This is a genomic window from Angustibacter aerolatus (assembly GCF_054776675.1).
In genome coordinates this window covers 1-8,843 of record NZ_BAAHBM010000112.1, presented here as the reverse complement: position 1 = coordinate 8,843, position 8,843 = coordinate 1, and the positions used below count along the sequence as shown (strand labels likewise).

Here is an 8,843-nt window from a genome sequence, read left to right as displayed (position 1 = left end):
GCGTCGTCTCGGGCCAGCGCGGCCGTGCGGGCCAGCGCGGCGGCCAGACCCGGCCCCAGCCGCGGCTCGGCGTCCGCGAGCAGCGCCCGCGCCCGGCTCCGGGCGAAGCGCGGATCGGCGTTGTGCGGGTCGAGCCAGGGGGTCAGCCCGAGCGCCGCGCACGCGGCGTGCGTGACGTCGCGCCCGACGTCCAGCAGCGGCCGGCGCAGGACGCCGCGCCGCGCGGGCATGCCGGCCAGCGACCGGGTGCCCGACCCGCGGGCCAGGCCGAGCAGCACCGTCTCGACCTGGTCGTCGAGCGTGTGCCCCAGCAGCACGGCACCCGCCCCGAGCTGGTCGGCGACCCGCTCGAGCGCGACGTACCGGGCGGTGCGGGCCGCCGCCTCCGGACCGCTGCCGTCCGCCGCGACGCCCACCGTCTCGACGCGGACCGGCGCCAGCCCCAGCGCGGTGCAGGTGGCCGCGGCCGCTGCCACCACCTCGGCGGACCCGTGCTGGAGGCCGTGGTCGACGAGCACCGCCCCCGCCCGCAGGCCGGCGCGCGGGGCGACGAAGGCCGTCGCCGCGGCGAGCGCCAGCGAGTCGGGCCCACCGCTCACCGCCACCAGCACCAGCGAGCCCGGCGGCAGGTCGGCGAGCGCCCGCCGGACCGCCGTGCGCCCCCGCGCGACCGCGGGGTCGGGTCCGGTCACGGGCGAACGCTAGTGGGCGAACGGGTGAACCGGCTGACGACTGTCGGTGCCGGGCCCTACCTTCGGCACAGGCCTCACGGTGAGGTCGCCGTCTCGGGGGGAACCTTGCGCACGCGTCACCTTCGTCTCGCCCTGCCCGCGCTCGTCGCGGCCGCTCTCGTCGCCCAGCCGCTCGCGGCGTCTGCCGACCCCGGCCAGCTGCCGGTGATCGACGAGATCGCGACGGCACCCGGTGACCCCGGCGTGCTGGCCGTCCGCGCGTCGTCGGACTCGGACGTCACCGCCGTCCACGCCGACCTCAGTCGCTTCGGCGAGCCCGCCGCGTCCGTCGACCTGCACCTCGTCGACGGCGTCTGGACGAACGAGCAGCGGCTCGTGCTGGACTACGGCTACTACGACACCACCGTCACCGCGACGGACGCCGACGGCGACGTCAACCAGGGCGGCGGGACCTCCACGCTCGACTACCTCAAGCAGCCGCGCGTCGTCTCGCACTCGCTGACCACCCGGCTCGACGTGCTGCACCAGCACCTGGTGGCCGCGGGCGAGGTGCGCTACCTCGACCCGCGCGACGGGCTCGACACCCACCCGGCGGGCGGCGTGATCGCACGGCTCACCGTCGACAGCACCACCTACGACGCGACGGTGGGTGCGGACGGTCGGTACTCGGCGAGCTGGACGCCGAGGACCGCCGGCACGTCCGCGCACGTCGACACGGCCTTGCTGATGCCCGACTTCTCGTGGAAGGGCTCCAACGCGTCGGTCGACGGACCGGTCGACGTACCGGTCGTCGCGACGCAGGGCCGCATCGTGCTGGACGCCGTGCCGGCCACCGTGCGGTACCCCGCGAAGCTGACGCTGAGCGGCACGGTGCAGGCCGTCGTCGACGGCGAGTGGCGCGCGCTCCCTGGCGCGGAGGTGGTGTCGTTCGGCGCCGGCCGCACCGACTCCGCCGTGGCCCGCACGTCGGCGACCGGCCGGTTCTCGTTCGGCCTGGTCCCCGTGCAGGACGGCGGCTACGGGGTCCGCATCCCGTCCGACAGCACGACGGCCGTGTACGTGGGCACCCGCAGCGCCAGCGCCAAGGTGCTGGTGGTCGACCGCACCGCCCTCTCGTGGAGCAAGCCGGCGATCAACGAGTTCTCCGAGCTGCACATCGCCGGACGGCTGACGGAGTCGAGCGGCGTGACGCCCCCGAAGGGCACGAAGGTCTGGGTGCAGCAGGCCCGCGACGGCAGGCACTGGACGACGCTCGGGTACGTGCCGACCGACCGCTCCGGCGCGTTCAGCATCGACGGCTACCTCGAGCACCCGTCCGGCTCGTTCCGCCTGGTCTACAACGGCACCTCGGTGCTGCAGGGCAGCACCAGCCGCACCGTGGAGCTCTCGCGCAACGCGACGCGGGTCACCGGCTACAAGGTGACCTCGAAGGTGCGCAAGGGCAAGCTCGTCCGGCTGCGCGGCACGGTGCAGCACAAGGTGGGCGGCACCTGGAAGAGCATCGGCTCCAAGCGGTACGTCGACCTGTTCTTCCGCGCGAAGGGGTCGAAGACCTTCAAGGAGGTCGGGTGGGTGCGCACCGACAGCCGCGGTCGCTTCGACGCCGGGGTCAAGGCGACGAAGACCGGGTACTACACGGCGGTCTGGTTCTCGACCAACAGCAAGGACCTGAACGCCGAGAGCGTGGAGAAGTACGTCAAGGTCGTGAAGTAGCGACGGTCGGTCCCGGCGTCGCAAGCGCCGGGACCGGCGCTAGCCGGGCAGCGCGACGGGATCGGCGAGCCGGGCCAGCAGGTCCTGCACCGCCGAGGCGACGGCCAGCCGGGTCACCCCGGTCAGGGTCGCCGAGACGCCGAGCGGGCTGGGCACGACCCGGGTCGGCCAGGGCAGGGTGTCGAGCACGGAGCGAACGCCGGGCAGCAGCAGCGGGTTCGAGCCGACGCCGCCGCTGAGCACCACCAGGCCGGGGTCGACGAGCGAGACCAGCGCGGCAGCCAGGCGTCCCACCTCGACGGCGTGGTCGTCGACCATGCGGCGGGCGGTGCTCGAGCGGCGTCCGTCGACGTCGGTCGCCCCGGCCAGCCGGAACAGCGCCTCGGCGGTGGCCGGGCACGGGCCGGCGTCGCGCGGCCAGGCCGCGGCCACCCGCTGCATCAGGCCCGCCGACCCCAGGTGCCGCTCCAGCCCCTCGTGCTGCGGCACGCCGCCGGGGTGCCACGGGAACGGCATCACCGACGCCTCGCCCGCCACGCCGTTCGCGCCGGTGAAGAGCCGGCCGTCGAGCACCAGCCCGATGCCGATGCCCACGCCGATCTGCAGCATCGCGAACGTGCGCTCGTCGCGCGCGCAGCCGTCGCGCTGCTCGGCGAGGGCCGCGCAGTTCACGTTGTTCTCCACCTGCACCGGCACGTGCTCGGGCACGCCCGCGCCGCGCACCGCCCGCACGATGGCGCGCTCGCTGTCGAGCTCCGGCTGCCGGGCCACCTCGCGCGGACCGCGCAGCACGGTGTGCGGCACGGCGACGGCGACGCCGCGCAGGGGGCCGCAGCTGCCGTCGAGCTGGCGCATCGCGACGTCGAGGTTGGTGGCCGCCAGCGACGCCATCGTGCGCAGGCGGGGGCGCCCGGTCGCGCGCCGGCTGCGTTCGTGCTCGAGCACCGAGGTGCCGTCGAGCCGCGCCGCCCGCACCCGCACCCTGGTCACACCCACGTCGACCGCCAGCACGTGACCGGCGCGCGCCGACAGCCCGTAGACGGCGGCCACCCGACCGGTCGCGCCCTGCGTGGAGTGCGTGCGCTCGACCAGGCCGACCCGCTCGAGCTCGCCCACGGCGGCCGAGACCGTCGGCTTCGACAGGCCCAGCGCCGCCGCCATCGCCGGCCTGGTGCAGCTGCCGCGGTCGGCGACGAGGGCGAGCACGTCGCGCGCGCTGGGCGTCAGGGCGCGCTCGGCCACCGTCGTCACGCCGACACCCTCCCACGCTCCAGCAGGTCGCCGCGAGCATAGCGTTGACACCGTCTCGCAGAGTTAGTTAACTTGCCGAACCCACGAGGAGGTGGCCATGACCGACCGTCGGCAGGCGACGCAGAGCCAGACCAGTGACACCGCAGCAGTGACCCTCAGCGGGCTGAACCGGCGCCGCTTCCTGGGCCTCGGGGCCCTGGCGGGCGGGGCCGCGCTGCTCAGCGCGTGCGGCGTCCCCGGCGCCGACTCGAAGGCATCGGGCAAGGACACCGGGCCGGCCAAGCTGCGCGCGCTCTTCATGCAGCAGGCCGGGTACACCCCGGAGGAGATCGACAAGATGACGGCCGCCTTCACGAAGGCGAACCCGACCATCACCGTCGAGAACACGTACGTCGCCTACGAGGCGCTGCACGACAAGATCGTCATCTCGGCCCCCGCCGGCACCTACGACGTGGTGCTCATCGACTGCATCTGGCCGACCGAGCTGGCCAGCAAGAACATGATCGTCGACGTCACCAGCCGGTACCCCGCGGCGTGGAAGGACGACATCCTGCCCGGCACGCTGGGCACCGTCTCCTACCAGGACAAGTACTACGGCGTCCCGTGGTTCCCGGGCGGCAAGGTCTTCTTCTACAACAAGACCCTCCTGCAGCAGGCCGGCGTCGACCCGGCGCAGACCGGCACGTGGGACGGCTGCGTCGCCGCAGCCCGCACCCTGAAGCAGCAGGGCGTCGTGAAGTACCCGTTCATGTGGAGCTGGTCGCAGGCCGAGGCGCTGATCTGCGACTACACCCAGCTGGTCGGGGCGTTCGGCGGCACGCTGGTCGACGCGCAGGGCAAGCCGAGCTGGAACTCCGGCGGCGGCGTGCAGGCCCTCGAGTGGATGGTCATGACGCTGAAGGACGGCCTGACCAACCCGGCGTCGACCAAGGCGCTGGAGGACGACGTCAAGAAGTCGCTGCTGCAGAACCAGACGGTCATGGCGCTCAACTGGGACTACGTGTTCGCCGCGTCGAAGGACCCGAAGCAGACCGAGCACCCGGGCCAGCTCGTGGTCTCGACCTCCCCCAAGGGCCCGGGCGGCAAGAACCCCAGCGTCGACGGCGGCATGGGCCTGTCGATCACCAGCGGCAGCAAGCACCAGGACGCCGCGTGGAAGCTCGTGAGCTACCTGGCCAGCGCCGAGAACCAGGCCGCGTACGCCGACAACAACCTGCCGGTGTGGAAGTCGGACTACACCGACGCGCTGCGCAAGGGTCGCGAGCAGCTGGTCGACGTCGACCAGGCCACCTACGGCAACCTGATCAGCCGCCCGGCCGTCGCGAGCTACAACGCCGTCAGCCAGGTGCTGCAGCAGCAGCTGCAGGCCGCGCTGCTCGGCCAGAAGTCGCCGCAGGCGGCGCTCGACCAGGCCGCGAAGGACGCCGAGGGGGCGTTGGGCGGATGAGCACGGCTCCGGTGACCCGGGCGGCGGCGCCTGCGCCCGCGCCGTCCGGGCCCGCCGGCGTCCGGCTGCGCAGGGACCGCAGCCAGGCGCCCCTCGCGCTGCTGCTCATGGTGCCGGCGTTCGTGGTCGTGCTCGGGGTCGTGCTGTACCCCCTCGGCCGCACGCTGGTGCTGAGCTTCTTCGACGTCACCAGCTCGGTGCAGACCGAGCTGCCGTTCGTCGGGCTGCGCAACTACACGACGCTGCTGTCGAACCCCGACTTCTGGGCGACGCTCGGGCGCACCGCGTTCTTCACGGTGTTCTCCACCGCGCTGCAGCTGGTCGTCGGGCTGGCGGTGGCGCAGTTCCTGAACCAGCGCATCCGCGGGCAGTGGCTGTTCCGGAGCGCGGTGGTCTTCACCTGGGCGCTGCCGACGATCGTCAACGCGAACATGTGGCGCTGGATCCTCAACAGCGAGTACGGGTTGCTGAACGGCGTGCTGACGCAGCTGCACCTCACGAGCAGCTACCACGACTGGATCGGCGGCCCGCACCAGGCGCTGGTCGTCGTCGCGCTGGCCGACTCGTGGAAGAACACCTCGCTGGTCGCGATCCTGCTCTTCGCCGGGCTGCAGACCGTGCCGCGCGAGCTGTACGAGGCCGCCTCGCTCGACGGCGCCGGCCCCTGGCGACGGTTCCTGTCGGTGACGCTGCCGCTGCTCACGCCGTCGATCGGCGTCGTGCTGGTGCTGCGCACCATCGAGGCGTTCAAGGTGTTCGACATCATCTACGTGATGACGCGCGGCGGTCCGGCGTCCGGCACGACGACGATCGCGTTCTACACGTACCTGCAGGCGTTCTCGAACCAGCAGTTCGGGCTCGGCTCGGCCGTCGCCTACGTGACGGTCGCCTGCATCCTGGTGCTCTGCCTGATCTACATGCGGGTGCTCAACAGGTCCGGCGGAGCGCCGTCGTGAACCGCCAGGGCACGGGCTACCGGATCGGCATGTACGCGTGCGGCGTCGTGCTGCTCGCCGTGGTCTTCGGGCCGTTCCTGTCGCTGATCGTCGCCAGCATCAGCCCGCAGGGCGAGCTGCTCGCGCTGCCGATGCACCTGTGGCCGCAGCACCCGACGCTCGAGCGCTACCAGGCGATCCTCGGCGGCGACGCCGGCAGCGTGGCCGGTGCGCTGCGGGCCGCGGTGCTGAACTCGTTCGTGGTGGCCACCTGCAGCGTCGCGGTGTCGCTGGCCTGCGGTGCCCTCGGGGCGTACGCCGTGGCGCGACTGCGGTTCCGCTTCAAGCGGGGCGCGGTGCTGATGCTGCTCGTCACCTACATGATGCCGCCGCTCGCGCTGGTCATCCCGATCTACCTGGCGCTCAGCGCGCTGGGGTTGCTGGACAACAAGATCGGGTTGATCGTCGTCTACTGCTCGTTCACGACGCCGTTCGTGCTGTGGCTGCTCAGCAGCTACTTCCAGTCGCTGCCGGTCGAGCTCGAGGAGGCCGCGCGCATCGACGGCTGCTCGCGGCTCGGTGCGCTCTGGCGCGTGGTGCTGCCGCTGGCCCGCCCGGGCCTGATCTCCGCCGGCCTGCTCGGGTTCCTCGGTGCCTGGGACGAGTTCTTCTACGCGCTGATCCTCACCTCGTCGCCCGCCGCCAAGACCATCCCGGTGGCGCTCACGGAGTTCACCGGCCGCTACAGCCTCGACTTCGGCCTGATGGCCGCGGGCGGGGTGATCGCGGCGCTGCCGCCGGTGCTCATCGCGCTGGTGCTGCAGCGGTACATCACCAGCGGGCTCACCGCCGGTGCCATCAAGTGACCCTCGACCACACGACCCACGACCGGGAGACCGCCGCATGAGCGACGACCGCTTCATCCCCTACGCCGACGCCATGGCGACGCAGCCCGAGCGCCTCGACGCCGTCGTCCGGCACGTGCGCGGGCAGCTGCCGCAGCTGACCGCCCTGCTGAGCACCCGGCGTCCCGTGTTCGTGGGCATCGGCGCGAGCCTGGCCGCCGCGGCCGCCCCGGTGCACGCCCTGCGCGCCCGCGGCGTCGCGGCGCACCGCGCCGACGTCGGCGACCTGCCGCCCGGCACCCCCGCGCTCGGGGACGCGGTCGTCGCGATCTCGCAGTCGGGCCGCAGCCGCGAGACCGTCGAGGCGCTGTCGGCCGTCGAGGGGGCGCTGCGCGCCGCCGTCGTGAACGTGCCGGGCTCGCCGCTCACCTCCGTCGTGGACGCCGTGCTCGACCTCGGCGACGAGCGCGACAGCAAGGCGTCGACCATCGGCTTCACCGGCACGCTGGCCGCGCTCGGTCTGCTGGCCGACGCGTGGGAGGCCCCCGGCCCCGCCGTCGCGGACGGCTGGTCACGGCTCGCGGACGACGTCTCGACGCTGCAGCGGGACGCCGGCGAGGCCATCGACCGGCTGACGGCGCTCGTCGGCGCGGCGGGCAGCGTCGACGTCAGCGGCGAGCAGGCCGCGCTGGTGGCGGCCGAGGAGGGTGCGCTGCTGCTGCGCGAGGTGTGCCGGGTGCCGGCCACCGCGTTCGAGCTGCGCAACTACCTGCACGGTCCCACCGAGTCGGCGACGTCCGGCGCGCCCGCCTCGACCGGCCACGTGCTGCTCGGCGACCACCGCTCGGCCGAGCTCGCGGTGCAGCTCGCCGGGCAGGGGCACGCCGTCGCGCTCGTGACCGCCCTCGACGACGCGGCGCTGCGTGCGGCCGGTGTGCCGTCCGAGGTCGTCGTCGTGCGGGTGCCCAGCACCACGCCCGGCGTCACGGCCGTGCTGCACACGATCGTCTTCCAGCACGTCAGCGGCCGGCTCGCCGCCCAGCGCGGCATCGGCGCCGACGACTTCGTGTTCTCCGGCAGCGACACCAAGCTCGACGACGCTCCGGCGCCGACGCCGTGACCGCCGGGCCCAGCGTCGTCGGGGTCGACGTCGGCGGCACGAAGACGCACGTCGTCGTCGCGAGCCCGGCCGCCGTGCTGCTGGAGGCCGTGCGCCCCAGCGCCGGCTGGAACCCGCGGCCGTGGGACGACGGCGCGCGCTGGCTGCAGCGGCTGCTGGACGACGTGCACCCGGCCTGGCCGTCGGCGTCCGCGGTGGTCGTCGGCGCGCACGGGTGCGACAGCCCCGAGCACGTCACGGCGCTGCAGGCGGCGCTGGTGCGGGTCACCGGCCGCGAGGTGCTGGTGCACAACGACGCCGAGCTGGTGCTGCCCGCCGCCGGGCTCACCGAGGGCGTCGGCGTGATCGTCGGCACCGGCTCGATCGCCGCCGGGCACCGGGCCGGGCACCCGACCACCCTCGCCGGGGGCTGGGGCTGGCTCCTCGGCGACGAGGGCAGCGCGCCGACCCTGGTGCGGGCCGCGGTGCGAGCCGTGGCTGCGCGGCTCGAGTCGGGGCTGCCCGCCGACCCGCTGGGCGAGCTGCTGATGGGCTCGTTCGGCGTGACGTCGGCGGCCGAGCTGATCGTGGCCGTGAGCCAGGCCGGCGGCATCCCGGGCTGGTCGTCGCGGGCGCCGCTGGTGTTCGACGCCGTCGAGGCCGGGTCGCAGGACGCGCTGGACGTCGTGCGCGCGGCGGCCGGCGAGCTGGCCGACCTCGTGCTGCGGCTGCACCGCCGCGGCGTGCCGACCGACGACGTCGTGCTGGCCGGCGGCGTGGCGCGGGCGCAGCCGCTGGTCGCGCGGAGCGTGGACGAGGCGGTCGCCGAGGGCGGGCTGCCGGCCGGGCTCGAGGTGCTCG

Annotated in this window: 8 protein-coding genes; 6 read left to right on the top strand and 2 right to left on the bottom strand. The window is 73.9% G+C overall.

The annotated features are described in order from the left end of the window. On the bottom strand, window positions 1–692 hold a 692-nt coding region (gene tilS / locus ACYVI6_RS16960; RefSeq protein ID WP_460447494.1), incomplete at its 3' end, for a tRNA lysidine(34) synthetase TilS. A gap of 105 nt (window positions 693–797) precedes the next feature. Between tilS and ACYVI6_RS16955 the strand changes: the two genes are divergently transcribed. Beyond that, window positions 798–2,405, top strand: a complete 1,608-nt coding sequence (locus ACYVI6_RS16955) for a hypothetical protein (protein WP_460447493.1) — start codon at window positions 798–800, stop codon at window positions 2,403–2,405. Window positions 2,406–2,444: 39 nt separating this feature from the next. On the opposite strand, the gene ACYVI6_RS16950 is transcribed toward ACYVI6_RS16955, so the two are convergent. Continuing rightward, complete coding sequence (locus tag ACYVI6_RS16950) at window positions 2,445–3,656, bottom strand: ROK family protein (RefSeq protein WP_460447492.1); 1,212 nt, start codon at window positions 3,654–3,656, stop codon at window positions 2,445–2,447. Between the two features lie 97 nt (window positions 3,657–3,753). Between ACYVI6_RS16950 and ACYVI6_RS16945 the strand changes: the two genes are divergently transcribed. The 5 genes from ACYVI6_RS16945 to ACYVI6_RS16925 all read left to right on the top strand — a co-directional run. Continuing rightward, window positions 3,754–5,103 carry an ABC transporter substrate-binding protein gene (locus ACYVI6_RS16945; protein WP_460447491.1) on the top strand — a complete coding sequence of 450 codons (1,350 nt, stop codon included), beginning with the start codon at window positions 3,754–3,756 and terminating at the stop codon, window positions 5,101–5,103. Further along, complete coding sequence (locus ACYVI6_RS16940) at window positions 5,100–6,059, top strand: carbohydrate ABC transporter permease (protein WP_460447490.1); 960 nt, start codon at window positions 5,100–5,102, stop codon at window positions 6,057–6,059. The genes ACYVI6_RS16945 and ACYVI6_RS16940 overlap by 4 nt, the downstream gene beginning before the upstream one ends. Beyond that, window positions 6,056–6,904: a carbohydrate ABC transporter permease gene (locus ACYVI6_RS16935; RefSeq protein WP_460447489.1), complete on the top strand. Its 849-nt coding sequence runs from the start codon at window positions 6,056–6,058 to the stop codon at window positions 6,902–6,904. Before ACYVI6_RS16940 ends, ACYVI6_RS16935 begins: the two co-directional genes overlap by 4 nt. 37 nt (window positions 6,905–6,941) lie before the next feature. Beyond that, a complete protein-coding gene (locus tag ACYVI6_RS16930) occupies window positions 6,942–8,003 on the top strand; it encodes an SIS domain-containing protein (RefSeq protein ID WP_460447488.1) in 1,062 nt (353 codons plus the stop codon). After that, window positions 8,000–8,843 (top strand): BadF/BadG/BcrA/BcrD ATPase family protein (locus ACYVI6_RS16925; protein ID WP_460447487.1); only part of this gene is annotated, 844 nt, incomplete at its 3' end. The genes ACYVI6_RS16930 and ACYVI6_RS16925, both read left to right, overlap by 4 nt.